The following is a 25,396-nucleotide window of genomic DNA, read 5'->3' on the forward strand; positions in this document are numbered from 1 at the left end:
TCGCGCCAGCCGCTTTCAACGGCGGCGGCGCGGATGGTGGCGGTTTCCGGGGTGAGTTCCTTTTCTTGAGGACGATTCACCGTTTGGTAACCCTGATTAAATCAAAATGAAGCGACGGCAGGACGCCACGCGGCCCGCCTCCGCACCAGTTGGAATACGGGAAGAACGATGCGCGGATTGATTGCTACAATTTCCGGCCTGGTCCTGGCGGTCGCCTCAGCGGCGCCGGCGCTGGCGCAGCAGGCGACCAAGATCGGCCAGCACAATGCCTGGGGCACCTACAGCTATCAGTCACAGGCCGGCAAGGTCTGTTATGTGCTGACCGTGCCCACGGACAAGCAGCCGCCGTCGCTCGACCATGGCGACATGTTCTTCTTCGTCAGCCAGCGTCCAGGGCAGCAGGTTTCCTACGAGCCGCAATTCATCGCCGGTTACAATTTCCAGGAAGGCTCCAAGGCCACCGTCACCATCGACAAGAAGACCTTCTCGATGTTCACCCGCGGCAAGTCGGCCTGGGTCGAGAACGCCGCTGAGGAACCGGTGCTGATCGCCGCCATGAAGACCGGCACCGACATGAAAGTGTCGGCCAAGTCGGGCCGCGGCAACCCGACCTCCTACGTCTTTTCGCTGAAAGGCATCTCGGCCGCGTTGGCCTCGATCGCCAAGTGCAAATAGGCCGAGGTCCGTTGCCGACGGACAGCGGCATCGACCGGCCATCAGGCAAATGGTGATGGACCATTGGCAGAAAACCGCCATGGTCATCGTCAAGACCGACGAAGCGCTTCGCAAGGCGGGCGAGCAGGTCTACTGGGAAGACATCTCAGAGCGGATCGAAGCTCTCGATGCGCGAGGCGACATGGAAAGCCAAGGAGGATCTGGTTCTCTGGCACAACAGCGAGATGTGCCTTCCGCAGCCAAAATCGGAAGATCGCTGAGCGGCGGATCAGCCTGACGCTCAGCTTCTCGGCGGCTCCGCTTCCGCCCGCCGCCGCCGGATCGCCTCGGCGATGAAGACGCGCGAGAGCGCATGGTAAAGCGGTTCGTTGGAGATGAGCCTCGCCGTGCCGTAGCCCAGCATCGCCGCGCACATCAGCGCGATGACATTGTCGTGGTTGCCGGTCATCTCGAGGATGATGACGAAAGCCGTCATCGGGGCCTGCACGACGCCGGCGAAATAGCCGGCCATGCCGAGCAGCGCCGCGGTTCCCGTGGCCGCCCCGAGGACCAGGCCGAGCGTGCTGCCCAGTCCAGCGCCCACCGCCAGCGACGGCGCGAAAAGGCCGCCCGGAATGCCCGACACCATCGACAGGAGGCCGGCAGCGAACTTCTCGACGAAGAAGAAGGCCGGCAGCGGCGTGCCTTCGATCGCGCCCCGCGCCTGCGCATAGCCGGTGCCGAAGGTCAGCCCGCCGGACGCGACGCCGATCACCGCCACGGCGAGCCCGCAGATGGCCGCCACCATCAGCGTGCGCGGCAGCGGCTGCAGCGCGTTCCAGCGCCGGATGCGGCGCATGACCCTTAGCGCCAGGAGCGAGAACAGCGCGCCGACCCCGCCGCCGATGACGCCGCAGGCGAGCACCAGCGGCCAGTCCGTGGCGAAGGCGACCGTGTCCTTGGCGACGCCGAAGTAGGTATAGTTGCCAAGCAGGCCCAGCGAGGCGAGGCCGGCCAGGATCACCGCCGTCAGCACCAACCCATTGGTGCGCGCCTCATAGGCGCGGCCCATTTCCTCGATGGCGAAGACGATGCCGGCGAGCGGCGTGTTGAAGGCGGCGGCGATGCCGGCGGCGGAGCCGGCCAGGATCAGCCCGCGCGCCTGCGCCATGCCGCCCCAGCGCGCCGCCTGCAGCATCACGGAAGCGCCGACCTGCACCGTCGGGCCCTCGCGCCCGATCGAGGCGCCGCAGGCGAGGCCGACGATGGTGAGCGCGATCTTGCCCACCACCAGCCTGAGCGACAGGAGGCGGCTGCGGTCGTCCTCGTCGCGCAGATGTCGCGCCGCGATCGCCTGCGGAATGCCGCTGCCTTGCGATCCCGGGAAAAAGGAATGCGCCAGCCAGGCGCAACCGACGAACCCAAGCGGCGTCACGACCAAGGGCACATAGAAACGCCAGCCGCCGTCATGCCCGGTCATGGCATGGAACAGGGCCTGCGCCCGGTCGGCGAGCAGGGCGAAAAGGACGCTGATCAGGCCGATCGAGATGGCGCCTGCCCAGAAGACCAGGCGCGGCTGCCAGACTCGGCGCGACACCCACATCGCCTGCGAGCGCCGCAACAAACGGTATTTTCGGGATATGCCGGCCATGCCTGTCCTCTGAAACGGACTCCGCCTATTGCACGATCAGCATTGGGAAGTCGGTCGAGAGCTGACTATAGGGCCCTTGGCCGCCAACGGATCAAACGCTCGCGCCGATAGTTCTGCTCCTTTAGCGAGGAGAAGAGGGATGAGCTACATCCGATTTGTCGCAATGATCGTGGCATCGACCGTCGTCATGTACGGAGTCATGTATCTGAACACCTATGCGCTGGATCATGTCTTCTTCAGCCAGACCCGCGTCTGGATGGCCATTTTAATGGGTGCGACCATGGCGCTGATCATGATCGGCTTCATGTGGGGAATGTACAAAAACATCGCTGCAAACATCACCATTGTCGTAGCCGCAATTGCCGTTTTTGCCGGCGCCTTGTGGCTGGTCAGGACCCAGAAAACCGTGACCGACGTCTCGTACATGAAGGCGATGATCCCGCATCACTCCATCGCCATCATGACCAGCGAACGCGCGCATATTCGCGATCCCGAAGTTCGCAGGCTGGCCGACGGCATCATCGACGCGCAGGTTCGTGAGATCGCTCAGATGAAGCGCTTGATCGCACGGCTCGAAGCCAACCCAACCCCGTCCGGCGCCCTGGACCTGCCCTCCTATCGAGTTCGTGGCGCCTCGCCACCGCCGCCCGAGACAGACCAAAGCACCGGTATAAACACCCTTGAAGTGGACAGGTGACCCGGCCTGCCATAGCGGCAGGCCGAGCGCCCACCCCGGCCCAAACAAGCCGGATTGACGGAAGCTGGCCTTACATCGCCATTTTTTCACATTCGGCCTGGGCCTTCTTGGTCGAGGTATCGATCATGTAGGCCTTGCCCTTGGCGTCGGTGATCATCATCATGCAATGCTTGATCGGCTTGGCCATCTTCATCATTTCGCCACTCATCTTGGCGTCCGTCATCATGGTGCCCATGTGACCGTCCGGCATGATCGCTGTCACCTGACCGCCCTTCATCATCGTCATGGCGCCCATCGTGTCTTCGGCGAAGGCCTGCGAGGCGAAAAGGCCGGCAAAGCCGGCAATGAGTGCGAACTTGATCGAGTGCATCTGAAAGACTCCCATTGTTGGGGGGCATGGTCGCCCCCTTCCGGTTCGCGGATTCGTTTCGATTGGTTACGCCAACACGAATATGTGATCGATGTTCAGATGCCGGCGACCGGTCGCGGCCCGCCCCAGACTCCGGCGCGGGTCAACATTTGTTGACCTCTGTGCCAGCCGAAATCGTTATCGCTTCGCAGCGATCGGGACATAAAGCAGTCCGGTGCGGTGGGAATCCGGACCGGCTGGACCGCACGACATCGACGCCGGCTTGATCGCGGATGGCTCACTGCGGGCCACCGCTTCCTGCGCGAGAGAACTGGCGGACCATTGGAACAGCATCTTTTTGCGACCGAGCGCGACCCACGGCTGAAGCTGATCATCCCGTCGATCGTCGCCATCGCCTTCCTGATGGAACAGCTCGATTCCACCATCCTGACCACCGCAATCCCAGCCATCGCGCAAAGCCTCGACACAACGCCGGTCCGGCTCAATCTGGCGATCACCACCTACATCCTGACCTTGGCCGTTTTCATCCCGGTCAGCGGCTGGTTCGCCGACCGGTTCGGCGCCCGCAGGATCTTCGCCCTGGCGCTTTTCACGTTCACCCTCGGCTCGGTCCTGTGCGGCGTGGCCGACAGCTTCGGCATGCTTTTGACCATGCGCGCGCTGCAAGGGCTGGGCGGCGCCATGATGACGCCGGTCGGGCGACTGATCCTGCTGCGTTCCTTTCCCCGCAGCGGGCTGATCACCGCCATGACCTACATGACCTTGCCGGCGATCGTCGGTCCCGTCATCGGGCCGCTGCTCGGCGGCCTGTTGACCACCTACGCCTCCTGGCGCTGGATCTTCTATGTCAACGTCCCTTTCGGCCTGATCGGCATTTTCGCCGCCCTGCGCTTCGTCGATGATTTTCGCGGCGAAGAGGCGCGGCCTTTCGACTTCGCCGGCTTCCTCATGGTGGGGGCTGGCGCCGCGCTGCTGCAGTTCGGCCTCGAGAACATCGGCAGGCCGATCATTTCGCCGCTGGCGACTGTGCTGGCGCTGGCGGCCTCGGTCCTGCTGCTCTTCGCCTTCGGCCGCTATGCGCGCCGCGTCGCGGCGCCTGCGGTCGATCTCACGCTGTTCCGCTTCCGCTCCTTCTGGATCGGCACGCTGGCCGGGGGGCTGTGCCGCATCGGCCTCAACGGTGCGCCGTTTCTGTTGCCGCTGATGCTGCAGGTCGGTTTCGGCATGAGCCCGGTCACCTCCGGCTCGCTGACCTTCGTCGGCAGCTTCGGCGCCCTGCTGATGCGGCCGCTGCTGTCGTTCTTCTTGCGGCGCTTCGGCTTCAAGGCCGTGCTGAGCGGCAGCGCGATGGTCGGCTCTGTCGCCGTGGCAGGCTTTGCCCTGCTCAGCGCCGACACCCCGCATTGGCTGATCGGGCTCTATGTCTTCTTCTTCGGCATCGTCCGTTCGGCGCAGTTCATGTCGTCCAACACGCTGTCCTACGCCGACCTGCCGGGCGAGAAGCTCAGCCGCGCCACCAGCCTGGGCGGTGTCCTGCAGCAGCTCAGCGTCTCGCTCGGCGTCTCGATCGCCGCCATGGTGCTCGGCCTCGTCTCCGGCGAGGTGCATGCGCCGACGGCGGAGCAGTTCCATTGGGCGTTCCTGCTGACTGCGGTGATCCCGCTGCTCTCCATTCCGGGCTTCTTCTTCCTGCACCCGGAGGATGGCCAGCAGGTCAGCGGCCATCGCCGGCGGATGGATACTCAAGAGTAAGGTTGGGGCCATCTCTCTCTTCTTCCAAGGGCGGCCAGCGCATGACTCCATCGCCAAGCTGTGCTATGCGCCGCGCTTCCTGTTCGGGCGATGCTGAAATCGGCCGCAAATCGCTTATATTGGCGCCACCATGACCGTTTCGCTTGATCTTACCGCCGAAGGCGCCCGTGACGCCTTGCGCCGCGCAGCACCCACCGAGAAGCCGTCGCTGATCGGCCTGACCCGCGCCGAGCTCGGAGAGGCCCTTGTCGGCGCTGGCATCGTGCCGGAGCGCCAGGCAAAGATGCGCGCCCAGCAGCTCTGGCACTGGATGTATGTGCGCGGGGTCTCCGACTTCGCCCATATGTTCAACATCTCCAAGGACCTTCGCGCCGAGCTCGACAAGCATTTCACCGTGGCGAGGCCCGAGATCGTCGAGGAGCAGATCTCGTCCGACGGCACGCGCAAATGGCTGTTCCGCTTTCCGCCGCGCGGCGCCGGCCGTCCCGTCGAGATCGAGACGGTGTACATCCCCGAGGAAGGCCGTGGCACTCTCTGCATCTCCTCGCAGGTCGGCTGCACGCTGACCTGCTCCTTCTGCCACACCGGCACACAGAAGCTGGTGCGGAACCTGACGACGGAAGAGATCCTGGCGCAGCTGCTCACCGCGCGCGACCGGCTCGGCGATTTCCCCGACCGCGACACGCCGGACGGCGCCATCGTGCCAGCCGAGGGCCGCAAGGTGTCCAACATCGTCATGATGGGCATGGGCGAGCCGCTCTACAATTTCGATGCGGTGAAGAAGGCGCTGCTGATCGCCTCCGACGGCGACGGCCTGTCTCTGTCGAAGCGCCGCATCACCCTGTCGACTTCCGGCGTCGTGCCCGAGATCGCCCGTACCGGCGAGGAGATCGGCGTCATGCTGGCGATCTCGCTGCATGCCACCAATGACGACCTGCGCGACCTCCTGGTGCCGATCAACAAGAAGTTCCCGCTGAAGGACCTGATCGCCGCCTGCAAGGCCTATCCCGGCCTCTCCAACGCCAAGCGCATCACCTTCGAGTATGTGATGCTGAAGGACGTCAACGATTCCCTCGACGACGCCAAGGCGCTGGTGAAGCTCTTGAAGGGCATTCCGGCCAAGATCAACCTGATCCCATTCAATCCCTGGCCCGGCACCAACTACCAGTGCTCGGACTGGGAGACGATCGAGAAGTTTGCCGACTACATAAACAATGCCGGCTACGCCTCGCCGATCCGCACGCCGCGTGGCCGCGACATCCTCGCCGCCTGCGGCCAGCTCAAGTCGGAATCGGAGCGGATGCGGAAAGTGGACCGGCTGGCGCTCGAAGCCATGATGATCGCAGGGCACGGCGAGGCGTGAGGCGTATCATCGCCTATCTCGTACGCTTCGCCGTCATCCTGATCGGCTATATTGTTGGCTCGCTGGCGGCGAGCGCCTTTCTCAACGCCCTTTTCCTCGGCTATTTCGGCTATGCGCTGGAACCAGGCCATCCGACGATCGTCCCCGCGCTTTATTTTTCGGTGCCGTTCGTGGCGTTGTTCGTCGCCTATTTCGCCTTTATGCCGTCGGCCGTCGTCATTTTGGTGGCCGAGGTGCTTGGCCGTCGCGACTGGCTGTATTACGCGCTGGGCGGCGCGGTCGTCGCCATCGTCTTCCTCGGCTTCGCGCACAATGCGGGCGACGCCAATTTCGATGTCACCGCGACCAACGCCCGCTTGGCCGTGGTCGGCAGCGGCATGGTCGGCGGCATCTTCTATTGGCTCTCGTCCGGCCGCTGGGCCGGAAGCTGGCGCCGCGAACCGTTGCCGGATCCGGAAGCTTGATCCGCGCCTGCAAGCGCGAACGTCTACTTCGCCTGCGCCGTCAGGATCTTGAGCGCGAAGGCCGAGAACACGCCGCCGAACAGGTAGTCGACCACGCGCGTCACCCGCGGGCTTGCCTTCATCGCCGCCGAGAACTTTTCCGCCGCCAGCACCATCGGCGCCGTCACCGGGATCGATAGCGCGATGAACATCAAGCCGAGGAAAAACAGTTTTCCGGACGCGTTCGGATCGTGGGCGGAGACGAATTGCGGCAGGAAGGTCATGAAGAACAAGATGATCTTCGGATTGAGCAGGTTGACGCCGAGCCCGGCCGCCCAGCTTCGGAACAGCGAAACCTGCGGTCCCGTCCGCTTCTCCGGCGAGAAGGCCGAGCCCTTCGTCACCGCCTGCCAGGCCAGGAACACAAGATAGCCGGCGCCGAAGATCTTCAGGGCGAAGAAGGCCATCGGCGAAGCCACGATCAGCGCCGAGATGCCGACAACCACCAGCGTGGTGTGGATCAGAGTGCCGCAGAGCGCGCCGGCCATCGAGGCGAAGCCGGTGGCGCGGCCCTGGCTCAGCGTGCGCGAGACGAACAGCGTCATGTCCGGTCCTGGCGTGATCGCCAGGACGATTGTGGCGATGGCGAACTGGATCAGGGTCGAAGTGTCGGGGATGAAGGACATAGATCGGGGGTCGCCTCGCAATGGGGTTTCGTTAGTTCTGTAACGCGGCACTTCCTGACGCGCCAGCGTCTGCCCAGGCAAACATCTGGCCCAGCCTGTGCCATAGCTAGGCGCCCCTTCGTCTCTTGCGTCGCCCGGAAACGGCGTGATACTCGCCCCCGAACCTTTTTCCCGCGGAACCGCCAAAAATGTCCAAGACCAAGAACGTCAAGAAAGTCGTGCTCGCCTATTCCGGCGGCCTCGACACTTCCATCATCCTGAAATGGCTGCAGACCGAGCTCGGCGCCGAAGTCGTCACCTTCACGGCCGATCTCGGCCAGGGCGGAGAGCTGGAGCCGGCGCGCCGCAAGGCCGAGATGATGGGCATCAAGGACATCCGCATCGTCGACGTGCGCGAGGAATTCGTAGCCGACTTCGTCTTCCCGATGTTCCGCGCCAACGCCGTCTATGAAGGCACCTATCTGCTTGGCACCTCGATCGCCCGGCCGCTGATCTCCAAGCATCTGGTCGAGATCGCCAAGGAGACGGGCGCCGACGCCATCGCCCATGGCGCCACCGGCAAGGGCAACGACCAGGTCCGTTTCGAATTGTCCGCCTATGCGCTGAACCCGGACATCAAGGTCATTGCGCCGTGGCGCGACTGGTCGTTCAAATCGCGCACCGACCTGCTCAACTTCGCCGAGCAGCACCAGATTCCGGTGCCGAAGGACAAACGCGGCGACGCGCCCTTCTCGGTGGACGCCAACCTCCTGCACTCCTCCTCCGAGGGCAAGGTGCTGGAAGACCCGTGGAGCGAGCCGCCGGAATTCGTCCACCAGCGCACCGTCTCGCCGATGGACGCGCCCGATGTCGTCACCGAGATCGAGATCGAGTTCCTGAAGGGCGATCCCGTCGCGCTCAACGGCAAGAAGCTGTCGCCGGCCACCCTGCTCGCGGCGCTGAACGACCTCGGCCGCGACAATGGCATCGGCCGCCTCGACCTCGTCGAGAACCGTTTCGTCGGCATGAAGTCGCGCGGCGTCTATGAAACCCCCGGCGGCACGATCCTGATCGCCGCCCACCGGGCGATCGAATCGATCACGCTCGACCGCGGCGCCGCCCACCTCAAGGACGAGTTCATGCCGCGCTATGCGGAGCTCATCTACAACGGCTTCTGGTTCTCGCCCGAGCGCGTCATGCTGCAGGCGATGATCGACAAGAGCCAGGAGGACGTCGAGGGCACGGTGCGGCTGAAGCTCTACAAGGGCAATGTCATCGTCACCGGCCGCAAGTCTAAGAAGACGCTATACTCGGATGCGCTGGTCACGTTCGAGGACGATCGCGGCGCCTACGACCAGAAGGATGCCGAAGGTTTTATACGGCTGAACGGACTTCGGCTGCGGACGCTGGCTGCGAGAAACCGCAATCACTGATATTTTACTGATACATATGCTATCAAACGACCCGGCGGAAACGCCGGGTTTTTATTTCAGTATGCTAATATATGAAACCCTGTTCCAACACGCATTCTGTTGACCTCCCAGCGCTATAGGCTACTTTGTTCGCGGGACATGGGGGGTGGATTTGAAAAATCGAATTTTGTTACTGTTGACCGCAACCGTGGTCGCAATCGGATGCCAAGCGGCAATGGCGTCCAAGAAGTCGCCAGAACCAAGCATGGCCAAATGTGTTGCCTCGGCCCGCGTTTGGGACATCACGTTCAAGCACGAGCTCGCCTCTTTCATGGGCGTATCGCTCGACCGCGTGCCGGCAATCTTTTGCCAGCGCATCTTCGAAGGCGTGCGCATCGGGCGCATCGGCTTCTCGGATGTAAATGCAATTCAGCTCAGCCAGCCGACCGAGATCTGGATGGTCATCAAGGGCAAGCCCAAGGAGCCACCTGTCACCCACTCCTTGCCGCCGCGGTCGTCCAGGTTCCGTAACTGCAGCGGCATTGACGGCTCCTTCCAGGTTCCCATCTCCCAGAAATGCCCGTTGAGTGGCTGGGCGAATCATTGAGAATGAGGAGAAACAGGACTGATCGTCATTCCCCGTGATCAGGTTCGACGCGTGCTCCGCAAACAAAAGCCCGGCGCATGGCCGGGCTCTTCGCTGAAATGGAAATGCCCGCTCAGTCCGCGTCGATCGCCTCGGCGATGCGGGCGATGGCCTGCTGATAGACGCTTGCCGAGTTCCAGCCGGCGATCGCACCCATATTCGCCTCGTAGCTCGCGCCGGCGCGCCAGCCATGGCCCTTGAGGAAATTGGCGGTCGACGCCAGCGCCGTGTTGCGGTCGCGCAGGTTTCCGCTGCCCACGCCGTATTTCAGCACATTTCCAGGTAGGAACTGGGTGTGGCCGATCTCGCCATGCATGGCCCCGACGGAAGAGGCGCTGAGCGCGCCGCGATCGACAAGCTTCAGCGCGGCGATGGCATGCGGCCTGAAATAATCCGGGCGGCGGCAGTCATAGGCCAGCGTCACGATCGCCGAAACCGTGTTCTGGTTGCCCATCGAGGCGCCGAAGCCGGTTTCCATGCCCCAGATGGCGAGCAGCACGCCCGGCGGCACCCCATAGGTGCTCTCGATATTGGCGAACATCGCCGCGTTTGCTTTCTTCAGCGCGCGGCCTCGGGAAATGATCGCCGATGCGCCACGGCGCTGCATGAAGCTTTCCACCGAGCCGCTGAACGCCTTGTGGATCGCCCGGTCGGCAGCGATCGTCCTGGTGGCGTAGGTGGCGCCCGCCAGCGCGGACAGGCCCCTCTGGCCGACACCCTCGGCTCTGGCCTCGCCGGCGAAATCCTGTTTCCAGGCGTCAAAGCCGGCGCCGTTCTTGCCACAGCTTGGAGCCGCCTCGGCGCCCGCCGCCAGCGCCAGCGTCGCCACCACCGCCGCCGCGAAAATCCTTCCCTTGGCAAAAAATGCCATCTTGTTCTCCTGAATTGCCTGAATCACGTCCCGGTTGTGAATTTGCCAGCGAAACGCCGGGTTGTCACCGCCCTCGCGGAGCACGTGACACCCGACCCTGGCGAAAGAAGGGCAATTTCCCTACGATCGGGCATCAGGTGTGGCTGGCTTACCTCATGAAGGAGGTGATGTCGTGATCGTTGGCGCCAGTTCCGCGGGACTTGCCGCGGAAGGTGCTTCGAGCCGTCGGACACCTTCTTCTCTAGGCGATGGGCCGCATCGGCGGCCGCGCCTCGGCCTGCGCCGCCATTTCGGCGTGCCTTCGACATAGACCTCGCCTGGCTGCATCGGTCCCGTGGCGGCGCGAGGCCCTCGGGCGAAAGCGAGTCCAGGCAGGTCATTGCCCAGATTTAGCCGAAATAGGACTGGAACGCCGGACGCCGGCGGACGTTAGGGGCGAACTCACATCCACGCATGGGTCTCACGGGTCGACGCATGAAGCTTTTCGACTGTCCAAACTGCGGGCACCGCCTTTATTTCGAGAACGCCCAGTGCCTGAGCTGTTCCAGCCTCGTCTTCTATGACCCGGAGCAGGCGAATTTCGTCCTCGCCGGAACGAGCGGCGTCTTCCAATGCGGCAACGCCGATGAATGCGCGTGCAACTGGCGGGCCGAGAACGGCCGGACCTTCTGCCGCGCCTGCGCTCTCAACCAAGTCATTCCCGACCTTTCCATCGACGGCAACCGCAGGCGCTGGATACGGGTCGAAGCCGCGAAGAAGCGTGCCGTCTACTCCCTGCTCGCCCTCGGCCTGCCGGTTGTGCCGAAGGCCGATGCAGGCGACGAGGTCGGTCTTGCCTTCGACTTTCTCGCCGACCCGATCGGCGCTGGTCCAGGCGGGGAACGCATCCTGACCGGCCATGACAACGGGTTGATCACGCTCAACGTCGCCGAGGCCGATTCCGCCGAGCGCGAGCGCCGGCGCGTCGAGATGGGTGAAAACTACCGCACCTTGCTCGGCCATTTCCGCCATGAGCTCGGCCACTATTATTGGGATCGGCTGATCCGTGACGATCCTGCATATCTTTCGGCTTTCCGCGCGCTCTTCGGCGACGAGCGGATCGATTACGAGCAGGCCTTGCAAACCTACTACGCCAACGGCGCGCCGCCGGACTGGCAGCAGCGCCACATCTCTGCCTACGCCACATCCCATCCCTGGGAGGATTGGGCCGAGACCTTCGCGCATCATCTACACATCACCGACACGCTCGAGATGGTGCATGCGCTCAATCTCCCGCTCGGCCGGCTGGAGATTGTCGGCGACGGCAACCTGCCGCGGGCCAATACCGGCGGACACTTGCAGGCGGCGCCCGTCGATCCCGGCCCGATGCAAGAGCCGTTCAAGAAGATCCTCGCCCGCTGGCTGGTGCTTTCGGAGGCCTCCAATTCGATCAACCGCTGCATGGGACTGCCGGATCTCTACCCCTTCGTGATTTCCGAAGTGACGGCCCGAAAACTCGCCTTCGTGAACGACCTTCTGACCCGCGCGCCGAAAAAGCCTGGAACAATTCGTGAGCCGGCAGGGGCGCTTTAGCCGGAACGCATAAGCCTCTGTTTCGTTTCCGAGCCCGAGGGAGCGTTGAAAAACGGAGTGAAAACCATGAAACGCGTGTTGTTTCCGGCGCTTGCCGGTGCGCTGCTTGCCATGTCGGGCGCCGCTTTCGCCGATACCCCCGTCCAGGCGATGACCGACCTGAATGTGCGGGCCGGCCCCGGTCCGCAATACCCGGTCATCGGCGTGCTGGCGGCCGGCCAGTCGGCCACGCTCAACGGCTGCATCGAAGGCAGCAAATGGTGCACGATAGCCGAAGCCGGCGGCAAGGGTTGGGTCTATTCCGACTATGTGACGGGTGACTTCGGCGGCAGCCGGGTTGTCGTGACGCGCCGGCCGGCGGATGCCGGCATTGCCGTTGTGCCGCCGCCGACCGACAATCTCTACACCACGGACATCCATACCGGCGCCATCGTCTCTAACGACGACGCCATCGAATCGATCGGCAGGCCGCCGGCCGAGGTCGGCACCTATGTCACCGAGCACCGGGTCGATCCGGTTTATCTCGACGGCGAGGTGGTGACCGGCGCCACGCTGCCCGACACAGTCGAGTTGCGCGAGATCCCGGATTACCGGTATCGCTACGTTTATGTGAACAACCAGCCGGCGCTGGTCGATCCCGGCACAAGGCGTATCGTCTATGTGATGCGCTGATCAGGCCTGATCGCCATGAGAAGAGCGGCCGCCGGCGACGGCGGCCGCTTGTTTGTGTGCAAGCAGCGACCGTCGCATCGCGACATAGGCTGGGAATTGGCTGAAGCGCCCGAACTTCGTCATCCACGGGCGGAGCGCCGCAAAGCTGCGCGCAGACCCGAGGATCCATTCCGTACCTCGCGCGAAAAATGAAGACTGCGCAGAAGAAGGGCTCTTCTGAACCGCTGCATCGCTCAGATGTTGCGGCACGGATCCTATGGTCTGCGCCGCGTCGTTCGCTCCTTGCTTCGCCATAGGGTGACGATCGCGACAGGCGGGCGTCCGGCCCGTCTTCGGCCGTGACGTCCATGCCGTTGCCCTTGAAGCGACCCATTCAACCCGGGAACCTGATGGCGTAATAGCACGGTAACCACTGATCGCCATAGATCTTGCAGCCAAAGCCTTCGGCAGGGGAGCCGCGTGACGATCGACAATGCCGCCTTCGAGGGCTATCGCCGCTCGCCGAACCAAAAGACCAATTTGCCGCGCCTGTTCTTCGGCACGGCGATCGTCGTCGCCTTCTGGATGGCGATGACGGCCCTGGTGCTGTTTGCCGGCACCTATGTCTACATCGTCTGGGGCCTGCCCGGACCCTCGACCGGGCGGTACATGCAGGATTTCCTGGCATCGCCGGTCGGAATCTTGAGTGCCCTGACCTCATTCGCCGGCATCTGGATCGGCCTCTGGGTTGCGATGCGCTTCGTTCACAGCGAGCCGCTGTCCGCCCTTTTCGGGGTCACCCGCCGCATTGCCCGCGGCGATTTCCTGAAGGGGCTGGTCGCAGTGCTGATCACCTCGCTCTTCTCCGAGGTCCTGCTCTATTGGATGCAGCCGGAAATCCTGCGCGGACCTATCGCAATGTCGTCCTGGCTGCTCTCCCTGATCCCGATCCTGCTGCTCGCTTTCCTGCAGACCTCGTCGGAGGAGATACTGTTTCGCGGCTACCTGCTGCGCGGCCTCGCCTACCGCTTCAAGAGCCCTCTGGTTTGGGCGGTGCTGCCGGGCATGCTGTTCACGTCGCTGCACTGGAACTCGGCTTCGACTTTTGCCATCAATGCCAGCGTCTTCATCTCGATCGGCATCTTTGCCCTGCTGCTCACCCTGCTGGTCTATGTCACCGGCAATCTCGGCGCCGGTTTCGGCGCCCATCTCGGCAACAACCTGACCGGCTTCCTGCTGATCTCGCACCAGGAAGGCTACAATGGCTTCGCCCTCCTCAACGCCAAGCCGCTCGAGGGCCCCGGCTGGACGAACTGGGATGCTGCGCTCATCGCCGCGATCGGCATCGTCAGCACGCTTTTGACCATGCTTTTGCTTTTGCACCGGCGCTCGCCGCTGCGGGTCCGTACGAACAGCGAAAGCTTGTTCTAAGCGTCTCGAATCGCGCCGTTTTGGCCGGATTGCTGGCCGAGCCTTGACTCCGCGGCCGTTTTCCTGTCTAGAGCCGCTGAATTTCCGCGACGAGTATCCTTCGCGAAAGCCGACCAGGACGCCGAAGCCTCTTTGAGGCAAGAGCTGTAAAGAGATCCTGGAGGCCAACACCCGGCAGCGCGATGCGCCCCCGGGTGCTTTTGGCTTTGCGCTTTTGCTTGGCGACCCGGCGCTAACGCACTACCTCTCGGGCATCCACAGTGCCAGGGAAAAGGAAGAAGAATGTTTGAATCACTCCAGGAACGCCCAAGAGGCGTGGAGGGCCGCAGGCCCGACAGGGACCAGCATGAATCCAAGGCGCGCTCGCACCGCGGTCTGATCAATGTTTGAGTCCCTCCAAGAACGCCTTGGTTCGATCCTGAACGGCCTGACCGGCCGCGGCGCGCTGTCCGAGGCGGATGTCTCGGCGGCGCTGCGCGAGGTGCGCCGTGCGCTGCTCGAGGCCGACGTCGCGTTGGAAGTGGTTCGCTCCTTCACCGACAAGGTGCGCGAGAAGGCGGTCGGCGCCGCGGTGCTGAAGTCGATCAAGCCGGGGCAGATGGTCGTCAAGATCGTCCATGACGAGCTGGTCGAGATGCTCGGCGCCGAAGGCGTGGCCATCGACCTCAATGCGCCGGCGCCCGTGGTCGTCATGATGGTCGGCCTGCAGGGCTCCGGCAAGACGACCACTTCGGCCAAGATCGCCAAGCGGCTGACCGAGCGGCAGAACAAGAAGGTGCTGATGGCCTCGCTCGACACGCGGCGGCCCGCAGCACAAGAGCAGCTGCGCCAGCTCGGCGAGCAGACCAAGGTCGCGACGCTGCCGATCATCGCCGGCCAGAGCCCGGTCGACATCGCCAAGCGCGCCGTGCAGGCCGCCAGGCTCGGCGGCCATGACGTGGTCATCCTCGACACCGCCGGCCGCACCCATATCGACGAGCCGCTGATGGTCGAGATGGCCGACATCAAGAAGGTGTCGAGCCCGCACGAGATCCTGCTGGTCGCCGATTCGCTCACCGGCCAGGACGCCGTGAACCTGGCGAAAAGCTTCGACGAACGCGTCGGCATCACCGGCCTGGTCCTGACCCGCATGGATGGCGACGGCCGCGGCGGGGCGGCGCTTTCCATGCGCGCCGTAACCGGCAAGCCGATCAAGCTCATCGGGACGGGCGAAAAGATGGACGGGCTGGAGGAATTCCATCCCAAGCGCATCGCCGACCGCATCCTCGGCATGGGCGACATCGTCTCGCTCGTCGAGAAGGCCGCCGAGACCATCGACGCCGAGCAGGCGGCGGCGATGGCCAAGAAGATGCAGTCGGGCAAGTTCGACCTGAACGACCTTGCCGCGCAGCTTCAGCAGATGTCGAAAATGGGCGGCATGGGCGGCATCATGGGCATGATGCCCGGCATGGGCAAGATGAAGGACCAGCTTGCCGCAGCAGGCTTCGACGACAAGATGTTCCGCCGCCAGCTCGCCATCATCTCCTCGATGACCAAGGCCGAGCGCGCCAACCCCGATATCCTGAAGCATTCGCGCAAGAAGCGCATCGCCGCCGGCTCCGGCACCGACGCTGCCGAAATCAACAAGCTCCTGAAGATGCATCGCGGCATGGCCGACATGATGAAGGCGATGGGCGGCAAGGGCAAAGGCGGCGGCCTGATGCGCGGCATGATGGGCGGCTTGGCCTCGAAGATGGGCCTTGGCGGCATGATGCCCGGCGGCGGCATGCCCGATCTCTCCAAGATGGATCCCAAGCAGCTCGAAGCCTTGCAGAAGCAGGCGCAGGCCGCCGGCCTCGGCAAGGGCCTGCCGGGCGGGTTGCCCGGTGGACTTCCCGGTGGCGGCGGCCTGCCGGGCCTGCCAGGCGGCATGAAGCTTCCGGGCCTTCCAGGTCTCGGCGGCGGACTGCCAGGCCTTGGCAAGAAGAAGTGAGGGGGCGATGAACGAGGAGAAAGACATGGCCGACGCACGCGCCATCCTGGCCGGCTACCGCGCCTCGATCGACAACATCGACGCCGCCCTCATCCACATGCTGGCCGAACGCTTCCGCTGCACCAAGGCGGTTGGCGTTCTGAAGGCCGAGCATGGCCTGCCGCCCGCCGATCCGGCGCGCGAGCAGCAGCAGATCGCCCGCCTTCGCCAGCTGGCGAAGGATGCGAATCTCGATCCGGATTTCGCGGAGAAGTTCCTGAACTTCGTCGTCCGTGAAGTGATCCGACACCACGAACAGATCGCCGCTTCCAACGGCGCTCCCAAAGCCGGCTGACCTGTGCATGTCGCCCAAAAGTGCTTCGCGGTTTTGGGATAACGCCATGCACAAACAAAGGACTCAGCCACAAAACCACATCAAACGAAATCAGAGCTTTTAGGAGAAAAGAATGGCACTGAAGATCAGACTGGCCCGTGCGGGCTCGAAGAAGCGTCCTTACTACCACGTCGTCGTCGCCGACGCCCGTTCGCCGCGCGACGGCCGTTTCATCGAGGCGCTCGGTTCCTGGAACCCGCTGCTGCCGAAGGACGGCGAGCGCGTCAAGGTCGACGCCGACCGCGTCAAGCACTGGCTGTCGCACGGCGCCCAGCCGACCGACCGCGTGCTGCGCTTCCTCGACGAAGCCGGTATCGCCAAGCGCGAAGCCCGCTCGAACCCGACCAAGGCCCTGCCCGGCAAGAAGGCGCAGGAACGCGCCGCGCTTCTGAAGAAGGCCCAGGAAGACGCCGCTGCGGCAGCGGCAGCGGCGACTGCCGCGCCGGCCGAGACCGCCACCGCCGAGTAATCACGGCGCCGTTTTCCTGAAACGGTAAACGCTCTACGAAAACGGCGGGCTCATGCCCGCCGTTTTCTTTTGGTCCGCCTGACGCCTCAGTAGCCGGACGGGCAGCGCGCCACATAGACGCGTCCGTAACGATCGCGATAGCGGCACTTGCCACTTTCGCTGGCATGGCCGATCAGCGCACCAGCCACGGCGCCAACCGCGCCGCCGACGACGGCACCCTGCACCGGATCACCTGCCACCGCTGCACCGACCGCCGCGCCGCCCAGGCCGCCGATCGCCGCGCCCTTTTCGGTCTGCGAGCAGGCGCCCAAGGCCATCGTCAGAACCAGAATGGTAATTGCTTTCTTCATTGCTGTTCCTCTCTCAAGCGCCGTCCTCGCCGCCATCCCTTAAACTCACGAACAGCTAAATTGATCCCGGCGACGGTGAAGATTGCCCGGCTACATGCCGGCCGCATCTACGGAACTCGGTACCAACCCGTTGAAATCTCGCCGCTTTCACCGCACGGCAAGGCGCCTCAGCTGTCGAGCCCGGCCTCGAAATCCCTGCCGATGAGGTCAAGAATGATGGTAAGTGTCGCTTTGTCCCCTCTTATCGACTGAACGGGATCAACGCCCGCACTCTTGCGTCGCGCAGATAGAGCCCGCCCCACAGGATGACGCCGAGATAGACGCCGAACAGCGTGTGCGAGAACAGCGGGTTGCCGATCCGCACATGCGTGGAAATCGCACCGCCCATATAGGCGGTGAGCAGGATCGCGCCGAGCATCGAGGTGCGCGGCAAGGCATAGAGCGCGGTCGAGATCAGCCCGATGGCCCCGATCAGGCGTGTGATGTTCGGATCGGCCGGCCAGCCCAGTTCGGTCATGGCCTGCGTGACGGTATCGAGCGGCGACAGCTTGATGACGCCATCGAAGATCATGAACAGGACGACGACGGCGCTGAGCGCGCGCCCGGCCCACAAAGCGCCTTTTGAAGCAGGCGCGGCTTCGGAAATGCTCATGGGTGTTCCCTCCTAAGTTCGACGCCCTCTACCGAGGTCGAACCAAGGACGCGCTTCGGGGCAGCAATCCTACAGGGTCCTGAGTCTTTTCGGCGCAGATTCCGCCACCCGGTCGTAAACACCACTCGCCGCAATGAGGCGCACCAGCTCCGCCTGCCGTCGCGTCTCCGTCTTTTCGAACACGTGCTGCAGGTGGGTGCGCGCCGTGGTCAGGCTGATCCCGAGTTCGTCCGCAACCGCCTGCAGCCCTTCGCCGCGGGCGATCGCGATGGCCACGGCCGCCTCGGCCGGGGTCAGCCGATAGAGACTGCGCAACTGGCCCTGCATGGTCCGTGGCGCGCTGTCCGGATCGGACACGAACACGATCGCGGCGGGGCGGACGGTCACGAACCATGTCAACTCGATCTTCAGCGGCGCGACAAACACGCTCAGCGCTCGACGCGGCGCCGGGCGCGCGAGTGCCATGACGCCGCCCGCGGCATCCGACCGCTCCACGGCCGTGGCGATCAACCGTTGGAATTGCGGGGCATCCGCGGACCTGGTTGCGCGCAGCGCCGATTTCTCGATCCTGATCCCATCGGCCTCGGTGAGCAGCGCTTCGGCCGCCCGGTTGGCAAACAGGATCTCGCCATTTGCCGCCACGATCAGCACGCCCTGCGCGACTCGGTCGAGCGCCTCGACACTGGCGCTCCTGGCGATCTCCGAACGCGAGAGACGCAGTCCCACGCTCGCCGCGCGAACCAGATGCGGCCCGATGCGGCGCAGCCGGTCGAGGTGCTCGGGTTCGAACTCTCCTGTCGCCTCGGCACGTCCGCAGGTGAACACGACACGCATGTCCGGCTCGTTGGCAAGCACGACCCCGATCGAGTGACACATGTCGCCGGGCCGGCAGAAGTCGTTGTAGAACTCGGAGCGCCGGTAGACCTCGCGCGGCAGCAGGTCCCAAATCGGGATCAACGTGCCGGCGCTCAGCCTGGCGATACGCGGCAGGAACACATTGGTCTTGTAGTAGTACTGCGCGTAGGTGAGGTCCGCCTCCGGCGGCATGCGGACCGAACTCGCTTCGCTGCGCAACGTCCTTGCGTTCTGGAACGTCAGCTTTGTAGCGGCGCCTTCGAGGAAATCCGACAGCGTCTCAAGAACCCGCGGCCAGCAGTCGGGTTCGACCGCCGCATCGTAGATCTGTCCGACCATGCCGTCGAAGTCGTGCATGCGTGCCGGATTTCACCGCTCCCTCACCTGAAGGGATCTGCAGTTTGCCGGAAGCCGGCGTTGCTGACAACCATTCCCCGCCGCATCTCATAGGTTCGTAGGAGGCGCCGGCCCGAGGTCAAAGTATAGCTATCGCGGCGTCATCAAGGCTTCACTCCAACCACATGTGGCGAAGATGCAAACTCGGGCAGCACCTGGTACTCAAACCGATTGGAACGGTACGCACTACAAAACGCTGCTGACGGCGCAAGAGACCGGCGGCAAGCTCGGGGCATTTGCATCCAATGCCGGTCCGGGCGACGGACCGCCGCGTCACCGCCATCCCAAATCCGACGAAGTCTTCATTATCCTCCAAGGGCGGCTGCGCTTCTGGCGCGCCGGGGAGATTTCCGAAGGTATCGCCGGAGGAGTGTTCTACATTCCCGCTGGCGTCGAGCACACATTCGTCGTCGTTGAGCGTGCGCGATGGATCGCCCTCCTGTCCCCGGGTGGTCTCGAAAGCTTTCCCGGCGGTTGCCGCTTTGGGGTTGGAGATTCCGCGCGACCTCGCGGCAATCAAGGCGATCGCGGCCCAGTTCGACATGGAGATTACAGGACCGCCCTTAGACACAGTAGGTGCATCACCCCGATCATAACTGCTGTGGGTGAGATGATGCGCTCAGGAACCTGATGTTTCTGAGCACCGGGACTTGTTCCGGGATAATCCCTCCTGCGGACCTCACGAAAAATAGAACTTGTCGGCCGCGATCATCTTCGGCGGTGCCTCGTCCAGCGCCTCGAACACTGATATCTCGCAGACGCGGCAGAGGCCATCGAGCGCCAGGTCGTTGGCTTCGATGCCGAACGGGTCCTCGAGCTCTTCCGACAGCGCGTCGAGACCGAAGAAGGTGTAGGCGATCAGCGCCGTGAACAGCGGCGTCGCCCAGCCCGTGGTCGAGACCAGCCCGAACGGCAGAAGCAGGCAGACGACATAGGCCGTGCGGTGCAGCAGAAGCGTATAGGCGAAGGGCAGGGGCGTGCCGGCGATGCGCTCACAGCCGGCCTGGATGGCGGCGATCGCGGCCAGCCTTTCATCGAGGATGCGGAAGCCGATCGGGTCGAGCGCGCCGGCCTCGCGCCGCGCATTGGCGCGCCGGCCCATGCGGCGGACCATGTCGTCCGCCGGATTGGTGCGGGCAGCAGCCTTGTCGACCGCGTCGCCGATGAAGGCGTACGCGTCCTTTATGCTGTCGATCCGGCGCAATTGCCCGCGCAACAGATGGCAGAAGGCAAGCGCCTCCATCAGAAGCGCGCGTTGCTCGTCGCGGTCACCGATCAGGCTGGTGGTGGCGCGCGCCAGGTTGCGGATCTCGAACACCAGCGCGCCCCAGAGCTTGCGCGCTTCCCACCATCGGTCATAGGCGGCGTTGTTGCGGAACGACAGATAGATCGACAGCGTCACGCCGACGAGCCCGAAAGGCGCGATGCTGAAGGCGCTGAGATCGAGCTGGAAGTGCCGTGTCACGAGCAGGATCAGCGCCGAGTAGATGGCGAAGCCGAAAATCTGCGGCAGGATGCGCGGCACCACCGAGCCGCGCATGATGAAGAACAGCTGCAGGAATGTCGGGCGCGGGCGGACGATCATCGGGTGAACCTTTGCAAGCCGTTATGTCTCTACGGCGATAACGAACCCGCGTCTCAGCCGCAAGCGACATCGCCATGTCGTCCAGGCGCGGGACCGTTGACGATGCGAGCAGGACTGTCGAGAACGTCGCAGGGCGCCAGACGAAGGGAAGGAAAGATGAGCGGCGAGACGGACTTGCAGAAGCTGCTGGCGTCGATGACGCCGCGGCTTTACCCGGATGTCTATGTATTCGCCACCTTGCCGCCCAGCGCAGTGTTGCCGGAAGGCGTGGAGCCGGTGATGCGCTTCATTGAGCGCGAGGGCACGACGCTGATCCTAGCCGAAAGCCAGGCTAAGGCAGCCGGCCTCGCCGGCACGTTCCGCTGCCGGATGATCACGCTCGACATCCACTCCTCGCTGGAAGCCGTCGGCTTCCTCGCCGCCATCACCGCGAAGCTGGCGACCGCCGGCATGGGCGTCAATCCGGTCTCGGCCTTCTATCACGACCATCTGTTCGTGCCGGCGGAAAGGGCGGAGGAGGCCACGGCGATGTTGCGGGCGCTGGCGGCGGAAAGCGATGGCTGAGCCATGAGGATCGATGAGCCTGCACCACCTCCTCCACACTGCTGATACCTGCTCACGCCACAGGAAAAGGAGCCCAGGCTGGCGATCTTGTTCTGTTCTTCCCGATCACCACCAAGGAGCCGGAGAAAGCTCGGTTCGCGGTGGAAATCCCCGCCATCGAGAGGCGCCGCGCCGGACTCGACGCCGACCGGCGGTTCTGGATCATCTCGTCGGCAAGTCCTTCTATCTCGAACCCGAGCCGCCGATCGGACGCTTCAGCAAAGCCTTCTTCCTGCCGCTGCTGCGGGAGTTCATCGTCAGACGCAAGGCCTTCATTGAAGTCGTCCGCTTCCGCTAGCCTCGGCACAGCCGCGTACTCTGTGAGCGAGAACAAACGGCCGAAGGCCGAGCCCGCGACAGCGGGCCGCCGGTCGTCCGGCGCCCCCGCGGAGGGCCCGCCGCGGCAGCGGCGATACGGCCCGTGAGCGCTAAACAGACAGCCGTCAGGCTGCCTTCTTCTTCGGCTGGATCAGGCCGCGCTCGACCAGCAATTCCGCGATCTGCACGGCGTTCAGCGCCGCCCCCTTGCGCAGGTTGTCGGAGACGACCCACATCGACAGGCCGTTGTCGACGGTCGAATCCTCGCGGATGCGCGAGATGAAGGTCGCGTCCTCGCCGGCCGATTCCAGCGGTGTGATGTAGCCGCCGTTCTCGCGCTTATCGAGCACCTGGCATCCCGGCGCGTCGCGCAGGATCTCGCGCGCCTCGTCGGCGGTGATCGGCTTCTCGAACTCGATGTTGACCGCTTCCGAATGGCCGATGAACACCGGCACGCGCACGCAGGTCGCCGTCAGCTTGATCTTGGGGTCGAGCATCTTCTTGGTCTCGGCCACCATCTTCCACTCTTCCTTGGTGGAGCCGTCGTCGAGGAAGACGTCGATATGCGGAATGACGTTGAAGGCGATGCGCTTGGTGAACTTCTTGACGTCGACCTGGTCGGCGACGAAGACGGCGCGGGTCTGCGTGAACAGCTCGTCCATGCCTTCCTTGCCCGCGCCGGACACCGACTGGTAGGTGGCGACGACCACGCGCTTGATGGTGGCGACGTCATGCAGCGGCTTCAGCGCGACGACCAGCTGCGCGGTCGAGCAGTTCGGGTTGGCGATGATGTTCTTGCGCGAGAACAGCGAGACCGCGTCCGGATTCACCTCCGGCACGATCAGCGGCACGTCCGGATCATAGCGGAAGGCCGACGAATTATCGATGACGACGCACCCCTGCTTGCCGATCTTGGGCGACCATTCCTTGGAGACATTGCCGCCGGCCGACATGACGCAGAGGTCGGTGTCGGAAAAGTCGTAGGTGTCGAGCGCCTTGACCTTCAGCGTGCGGTCGCCGAAGGACACCTCGGTGCCCTGGCTGCGCCGCGACGCCAGCGCCACGACCTCGCTAACCGGAAAGCCGCGCTCGTCCAGAATGTTGAGCATTTCGCGGCCCACATTGCCCGTGGCGCCGACTACCGCAACCTTGAAACTCATCTGATATCTCCTGTCCCTCTCCGCTTGGTTGTTGGAGAAAACCCGCCGGCCTCATGCGGGCTTCGTCCCCCGGGCCGGACCCGGGAGAGGGTGGTTAGGCCAAGGGAATCACACCGTTTTGGTGGTGGTTTTTTTGGCCGTAGTTTTGCTGGAACGGACGGACGCGCCGAAGCGCCCGGCCCGATGTCGTACATCGTGGCTAGGGGCATCGAATGCAAGAAGAGCCATCAAAAGGCCGCGCATCGAAAAACGATCCCGTTCGACGCGGGCTTTTACGCGGTTTGGTGGAAGAGTCAATCGCCGCAGCGCCTCTCCTTCTCCCCTTGTGGGAGGAGGTGGATCGGCGCGCAGCGCCGAGACGGATGAGGGGTGTTCCAGCGGACTGAGACGTCGGCGTTCCCTAGAACACCCCTCATCCGTCGCCTTCGGCGACACCTTCCCCACAAGGGGGGAAGGGAAAGGCGGTGCCGCCTGCTCTGTACAATGCCGTCGCCAAGAAGTAGGAACCCACCAACCGTCCGGCCTTGCGGCGCCTCAGCGCCTGCCGGCATCAGCCCATCGATGGGCTTATAGAAGCTCCGAATTCCGAAAGAAGAAAATGTCAAGTTTCGAGATGATCGTTCCTGCGCTGGCAGAGGCGCTGGAAAAGCGCGGTTATTCGGCGCTGACCCCGGTGCAGAAGGCGGTGCTGGAGCCTGAACTCGGCGAGGCCGACGCGCTGGTGTCGGCGCAGACCGGCTCCGGCAAGACCGTCGCCTTCGGCTTAGCCGTGGCGCCGACCCTGCTGGGCGGCGCTGAGCGTTTCGCCGAGGCCGGCGCGCCGCTGGGGTTGGTCGTGGCGCCGACGCGCGAACTGGCGCTGCAGGTTCGGCGCGAGCTGGAATGGCTCTACGGGCTGACCGGGGCGCAGATAGCCTCCTGCGTAGGCGGCATGGACATGCGCACCGAGCGGCGCGCGTTGGAGCGCGGCGCCCACATCGTCGTCGGCACGCCGGGACGGCTGCGCGACCACATCACGCGCGGCGCCTTCGACATGTCGGCGCTAAAAGCCGTGGTCTTGGACGAGGCCGACGAGATGCTCGATCTCGGTTTCCGCGAGGACCTCGAATTCATCCTCGACGCCGCGCCAGCGGGGCGCCGCACGCTGATGTTTTCCGCCACCGTTCCGCGCTCCATCGCCACGCTGGCCAAGAGCTACCAGCGCGACGCCGTGCGCATCTCGGCCGGCGGCGAGGAGAAGCAGCATCTCGACATCGAATACCGGGCGCTTTCCGTTGCGCCCGCCGATCGCGAGAACGCCATCATCAACGTGCTGCGCTACTACGAGGCGGTTAATGCAATGGTGTTCTGCAACACCCGCGCCGCGGTGAACCACCTCACTGCGCGCTTCAACAACCGCAATTTCTCTGTCGTGGCGCTGTCCGGCGAGCTCAGCCAGAACGAGCGCAGCCATGCCCTGCAGGCGATGCGCGACGGCCGCGCCAAAGTCTGCATCGCCACGGATGTCGCGGCACGCGGCATCGACCTGCCGAATCTCGATCTCGTCATCCATGCCGACCTGCCGACCAACCCTGAGACGCTGCTGCATCGCAGCGGCCGTACCGGACGCGCCGGGCGAAAAGGGGTGAGCGCGCTGATCGTGCCCGGCAATGCCCGCCGGCGCACGGAGCGGCTGCTTGCCAATGCCGGCCTGACCGCGACATGGGCGAGCCCGCCCTCGGCCGACGAAGTGCTGCGGCGCGACGATGAGCGCATCCTGGCCGACCCTTCCTTCGGCGAGCCGGTGAAGGACGACGAGCGCGACTTCGCCGCCGCGCTTCTGGAACGGCACGGCGCCGACCTGGTGGCCGCCGCTTTCGTGCGGCTTTGCCGCGGCAGCCGCTCGGCGCCCGAGGACCTGATCGATGTCGGCCCGTTCGCCCCGTCGAAGGAAAAGTTCGCGCGCCGGGAAGAAGCCCCCGCGCGCCGCGACGATTTCGGCGACAGCGTCTGGTTCTCGCTTTCGGTCGGTCGCCGTCAGAATGCCGAGCCGCGCTGGCTGATCCCGATGCTGTGCCGCACCGCCGGCATGTCCAAGCGCGAGATCGGCGCCATCAAGATGCAGCCGGAAGAGACCTTCGTGCAGATCGCCGCTGACTGGGCCGACCGCTTCCTCGCCGCGATCGGCCCCGACCGCAAGCTGCAGGGCAGCATAGCGGTCAGGCGGATCGACGGCACGCCCGACCTGTCACGCGCCGGTTACCAGCCGCCGAGGCCAGAGAAGAAGCCGCATCGCGGCAAGGGATCGTTCGACCACGGCGCGCCGGGGCGCAAGTTGAACAAGCGTGTCGAGAGTTCCACCGACCAGCGCCCAACCACCTTTGAGGGAAAGCCGTGGGGAAAGAAATCAGGCAAGCCGACGCATGAGAATTCCGGTGCGCCGAAGCCCAGGAAGGCGAAGAAGCGCCCTGTCTGATCGTTTCGGCCTGCCCGTCAGCGCGCCGGG

At 64.3% G+C, this 25,396-nt stretch carries 27 protein-coding genes and 1 pseudogene; 17 read left to right on the forward strand and 11 right to left on the reverse strand.

All coding sequences use genetic code 11. The features are described from left to right. The first annotated feature begins 168 nt into the window (after nucleotides 1–168). Nucleotides 169–675, forward strand: a complete 507-nt coding sequence (locus P9272_RS06545) for an invasion associated locus B family protein (protein ID WP_128259583.1) — start codon at nucleotides 169–171, stop codon at nucleotides 673–675. Nucleotides 676–730: 55 nt separating this feature from the next. Continuing rightward, nucleotides 731–952: a hypothetical protein gene (locus P9272_RS06550; protein ID WP_278159882.1), complete on the forward strand. Its 222-nt coding sequence runs from the start codon at nucleotides 731–733 to the stop codon at nucleotides 950–952. Nucleotides 953–955: 3 nt separating this feature from the next. Here the strand turns inward: P9272_RS06550 and P9272_RS06555 are convergent, their stop codons facing one another. Further along, complete coding sequence (locus P9272_RS06555; protein WP_278159883.1) at nucleotides 956–2,305, reverse strand: chloride channel protein; 1,350 nt, start codon at nucleotides 2,303–2,305, stop codon at nucleotides 956–958. 139 nt (nucleotides 2,306–2,444) lie between these two features. Here P9272_RS06555 and P9272_RS06560 point away from each other — a divergent pair, with 139 nt between their 5' ends. Further along, nucleotides 2,445–3,002 carry a DUF305 domain-containing protein gene (locus P9272_RS06560; RefSeq protein ID WP_278159884.1) on the forward strand — a complete coding sequence of 186 codons (558 nt, stop codon included), beginning with the start codon at nucleotides 2,445–2,447 and terminating at the stop codon, nucleotides 3,000–3,002. Between the two features lie 70 nt (nucleotides 3,003–3,072). Here the strand turns inward: P9272_RS06560 and P9272_RS06565 are convergent, their stop codons facing one another. Beyond that, nucleotides 3,073–3,372, reverse strand: coding sequence for a hypothetical protein (locus P9272_RS06565; protein ID WP_278159885.1), 300 nt, complete (start codon nucleotides 3,370–3,372; stop codon nucleotides 3,073–3,075). A 321-nt stretch (nucleotides 3,373–3,693) separates the two neighbouring features. Here P9272_RS06565 and P9272_RS06570 point away from each other — a divergent pair, with 321 nt between their 5' ends. From P9272_RS06570 to P9272_RS06580, 3 genes are all read left to right on the forward strand, one after another. Beyond that, nucleotides 3,694–5,124, forward strand: coding sequence for a DHA2 family efflux MFS transporter permease subunit (locus P9272_RS06570; protein WP_278159886.1), 1,431 nt, complete (start codon nucleotides 3,694–3,696; stop codon nucleotides 5,122–5,124). 130 nt (nucleotides 5,125–5,254) lie between these two features. After that, nucleotides 5,255–6,487: a 23S rRNA (adenine(2503)-C(2))-methyltransferase RlmN gene (rlmN, locus tag P9272_RS06575; protein ID WP_278159887.1), complete on the forward strand. Its 1,233-nt coding sequence runs from the start codon at nucleotides 5,255–5,257 to the stop codon at nucleotides 6,485–6,487. Beyond that, entirely contained in the window at nucleotides 6,484–6,951 is a 468-nt protein-coding gene (locus P9272_RS06580; RefSeq protein WP_278159888.1) for a hypothetical protein, read from the forward strand. The genes rlmN and P9272_RS06580 overlap by 4 nt, the downstream gene beginning before the upstream one ends. A gap of 23 nt (nucleotides 6,952–6,974) precedes the next feature. Here the strand turns inward: P9272_RS06580 and P9272_RS06585 are convergent, their stop codons facing one another. Further along, nucleotides 6,975–7,616 carry a LysE family translocator gene (locus P9272_RS06585; RefSeq protein WP_128259574.1) on the reverse strand — a complete coding sequence of 214 codons (642 nt, stop codon included), beginning with the start codon at nucleotides 7,614–7,616 and terminating at the stop codon, nucleotides 6,975–6,977. 188 nt (nucleotides 7,617–7,804) lie between these two features. Here P9272_RS06585 and P9272_RS06590 point away from each other — a divergent pair, with 188 nt between their 5' ends. Then, a complete protein-coding gene (locus P9272_RS06590) occupies nucleotides 7,805–9,028 on the forward strand; it encodes an argininosuccinate synthase (RefSeq protein WP_278159889.1) in 1,224 nt (407 codons plus the stop codon). A 145-nt stretch (nucleotides 9,029–9,173) separates the two neighbouring features. Then, nucleotides 9,174–9,614, forward strand: a complete 441-nt coding sequence (locus P9272_RS06595; protein WP_278159890.1) for a hypothetical protein — start codon at nucleotides 9,174–9,176, stop codon at nucleotides 9,612–9,614. 112 nt (nucleotides 9,615–9,726) lie between these two features. Here the strand turns inward: P9272_RS06595 and P9272_RS06600 are convergent, their stop codons facing one another. After that, a complete protein-coding gene (locus P9272_RS06600; RefSeq protein WP_128259571.1) occupies nucleotides 9,727–10,524 on the reverse strand; it encodes a lytic transglycosylase domain-containing protein in 798 nt (265 codons plus the stop codon). 474 nt (nucleotides 10,525–10,998) lie between these two features. Here P9272_RS06600 and P9272_RS06605 point away from each other — a divergent pair, with 474 nt between their 5' ends. Both P9272_RS06605 and P9272_RS06610 read left to right on the forward strand, forming a co-directional pair. Further along, the gene (locus P9272_RS06605; protein WP_278159891.1) at nucleotides 10,999–12,096 is read left to right on the forward strand and encodes a putative zinc-binding metallopeptidase; all 1,098 of its coding nucleotides are present in this window, start codon (nucleotides 10,999–11,001) and stop codon (nucleotides 12,094–12,096) included. 66 nt (nucleotides 12,097–12,162) lie between these two features. Beyond that, the gene (locus tag P9272_RS06610) at nucleotides 12,163–12,768 is read left to right on the forward strand and encodes a DUF1236 domain-containing protein (protein WP_278159892.1); all 606 of its coding nucleotides are present in this window, start codon (nucleotides 12,163–12,165) and stop codon (nucleotides 12,766–12,768) included. Here the strand turns inward: P9272_RS06610 and P9272_RS06615 are convergent, their stop codons facing one another. Continuing rightward, entirely contained in the window at nucleotides 12,769–13,062 is a 294-nt protein-coding gene (locus P9272_RS06615; RefSeq protein ID WP_278159893.1) for a hypothetical protein, read from the reverse strand. Nucleotides 13,063–13,227: 165 nt separating this feature from the next. Here P9272_RS06615 and P9272_RS06620 point away from each other — a divergent pair, with 165 nt between their 5' ends. The 4 genes from P9272_RS06620 (at nucleotide 13,228) to rpsP (ending at nucleotide 16,992) form a co-directional block, all read left to right on the forward strand. Continuing rightward, complete coding sequence (locus P9272_RS06620; RefSeq protein ID WP_278159894.1) at nucleotides 13,228–14,178, forward strand: CPBP family intramembrane glutamic endopeptidase; 951 nt, start codon at nucleotides 13,228–13,230, stop codon at nucleotides 14,176–14,178. 382 nt (nucleotides 14,179–14,560) lie between these two features. Beyond that, nucleotides 14,561–16,150 carry a signal recognition particle protein gene (ffh, locus tag P9272_RS06625; RefSeq protein ID WP_278159895.1) on the forward strand — a complete coding sequence of 530 codons (1,590 nt, stop codon included), beginning with the start codon at nucleotides 14,561–14,563 and terminating at the stop codon, nucleotides 16,148–16,150. A gap of 7 nt (nucleotides 16,151–16,157) precedes the next feature. Continuing rightward, on the forward strand, nucleotides 16,158–16,484 hold the full coding sequence (locus P9272_RS06630) for a chorismate mutase (protein WP_278159896.1): 327 nt from the start codon (nucleotides 16,158–16,160) through the stop codon (nucleotides 16,482–16,484). A 112-nt stretch (nucleotides 16,485–16,596) separates the two neighbouring features. Next, a complete protein-coding gene (gene rpsP / locus P9272_RS06635; protein WP_278159897.1) occupies nucleotides 16,597–16,992 on the forward strand; it encodes a 30S ribosomal protein S16 in 396 nt (131 codons plus the stop codon). An 86-nt stretch (nucleotides 16,993–17,078) separates the two neighbouring features. Here the strand turns inward: rpsP and P9272_RS06640 are convergent, their stop codons facing one another. From P9272_RS06640 to P9272_RS06660, 5 genes are all read right to left on the reverse strand, one after another. Further along, a complete protein-coding gene (locus P9272_RS06640; RefSeq protein WP_128259565.1) occupies nucleotides 17,079–17,342 on the reverse strand; it encodes a YMGG-like glycine zipper-containing protein in 264 nt (87 codons plus the stop codon). A gap of 241 nt (nucleotides 17,343–17,583) precedes the next feature. Continuing rightward, the gene (locus P9272_RS06645) at nucleotides 17,584–17,994 is read right to left on the reverse strand and encodes a DoxX family protein (protein WP_278159898.1); all 411 of its coding nucleotides are present in this window, start codon (nucleotides 17,992–17,994) and stop codon (nucleotides 17,584–17,586) included. A 69-nt stretch (nucleotides 17,995–18,063) separates the two neighbouring features. After that, complete coding sequence (locus P9272_RS06650; protein WP_278159899.1) at nucleotides 18,064–19,206, reverse strand: LuxR C-terminal-related transcriptional regulator; 1,143 nt, start codon at nucleotides 19,204–19,206, stop codon at nucleotides 18,064–18,066. Between the two features lie 151 nt (nucleotides 19,207–19,357). Beyond that, entirely contained in the window at nucleotides 19,358–19,789 is a 432-nt protein-coding gene (locus P9272_RS06655) for a hypothetical protein (protein ID WP_278159900.1), read from the reverse strand. Nucleotides 19,790–19,924: 135 nt separating this feature from the next. Next, nucleotides 19,925–20,830 (reverse strand): bestrophin family ion channel, encoded by a 906-nt coding sequence (locus P9272_RS06660; RefSeq protein ID WP_128259561.1) that lies wholly within the window; start codon nucleotides 20,828–20,830, stop codon nucleotides 19,925–19,927. A gap of 156 nt (nucleotides 20,831–20,986) precedes the next feature. On the opposite strand from P9272_RS06660, the gene P9272_RS06665 reads away from it, so the two are divergent. Then, nucleotides 20,987–21,394: an ACT domain-containing protein gene (locus P9272_RS06665; RefSeq protein WP_278159901.1), complete on the forward strand. Its 408-nt coding sequence runs from the start codon at nucleotides 20,987–20,989 to the stop codon at nucleotides 21,392–21,394. A gap of 38 nt (nucleotides 21,395–21,432) precedes the next feature. Continuing rightward, a pseudogene (locus tag P9272_RS06670) lies at nucleotides 21,433–21,731 on the forward strand (hypothetical protein). A 145-nt stretch (nucleotides 21,732–21,876) separates the two neighbouring features. On the opposite strand, the gene P9272_RS06675 reads toward P9272_RS06670, so the two are convergent. Continuing rightward, a complete protein-coding gene (locus P9272_RS06675; protein WP_128259559.1) occupies nucleotides 21,877–22,911 on the reverse strand; it encodes an aspartate-semialdehyde dehydrogenase in 1,035 nt (344 codons plus the stop codon). A gap of 598 nt (nucleotides 22,912–23,509) precedes the next feature. Here P9272_RS06675 and P9272_RS06680 point away from each other — a divergent pair. Then, nucleotides 23,510–25,366 (forward strand): DEAD/DEAH box helicase, encoded by a 1,857-nt coding sequence (locus P9272_RS06680; RefSeq protein ID WP_278159902.1) that lies wholly within the window; start codon nucleotides 23,510–23,512, stop codon nucleotides 25,364–25,366. The last annotated feature ends 30 nt before the right edge of the window (nucleotides 25,367–25,396 follow it).

It is taken from the genome of Mesorhizobium sp. WSM4976 (genome assembly GCF_029625685.1).
In the GTDB taxonomy this organism is placed as follows: domain Bacteria; phylum Pseudomonadota; class Alphaproteobacteria; order Rhizobiales; family Rhizobiaceae; genus Mesorhizobium.